Raw genomic sequence first — 693 nt, 5'->3', positions numbered from 1 at the left:
ACCAACAGGAACAACCCGATACCGAGATCGGGCGATCAGCCACGCCCACTGGGACCTATACATCAGCTCAAAGCCTCACAACCAGATTCAACCCCACACCAACCGCCGATCGGTGTATCCAGGCTAAGGATGGAGGTTCATTCAGCGTCGGCGATTCTGCAACTGTGCCAACCAGTCCGCAGGCACCCGACCGCGTGGCCCCGGCGCGGTCTCGTCGACCGGTCTGCTCCGGGGAGGGGCGAGCTCGGGGCCGTCATAGTACTGATCGGTGTCGTAGTTCCAGAACCAGTCTTCGCCCGGTTCGAACGACCGGATCACCGGATGTCCGGTGGCGCGCCAGTGCGCCGACGCGTGCCGCTGCGGGGAGTCGTCGCAACAGCCGATGTGGCCGCACGCGGCGCACCTCCGCAGATGCACCCACCAACCGCCATGCGCGTCGCACTCGACGCAGCCCGTGCCGCTCGGGGGAACGGAAGGATCGACTGCGCCGTCGCGAACGTCGCTCACGAGCGAAAGCGTACGCCCAGTCCGATGATCCCGATACGAATCGTGACGGCGGTGGTCTAAGCCTCGATCCACCGATGAATCGCCTGTTCGGAGGGTGTTGATGTAAGGAAAGTGCCCTTTGAGCTGGGATGATTGGAGTTACCACACTTCGATCAGCCCACGTTCAGAAAGGCACTTCCGGTGCAA

At 62.9% G+C, this 693-nt stretch carries 1 protein-coding gene; it reads right to left on the bottom strand.

Annotated elements, in window-relative coordinates:
- Positions 1–141: 141 nt before the first annotated feature.
- Complete coding sequence (locus tag ACXMYJ_RS29275) at positions 142–507, bottom strand: UBP-type zinc finger domain-containing protein (protein WP_260755341.1); 366 nt, start codon at positions 505–507, stop codon at positions 142–144.
- Between the last annotated feature and the right edge of the window lie 186 nt (positions 508–693).

The organism is Mycobacterium sp. ZZG, assembly GCF_054786995.1.
Note: the sequence above shows the minus strand (reverse complement) of the source record. Positions and strands in the feature narration are given on the sequence as shown.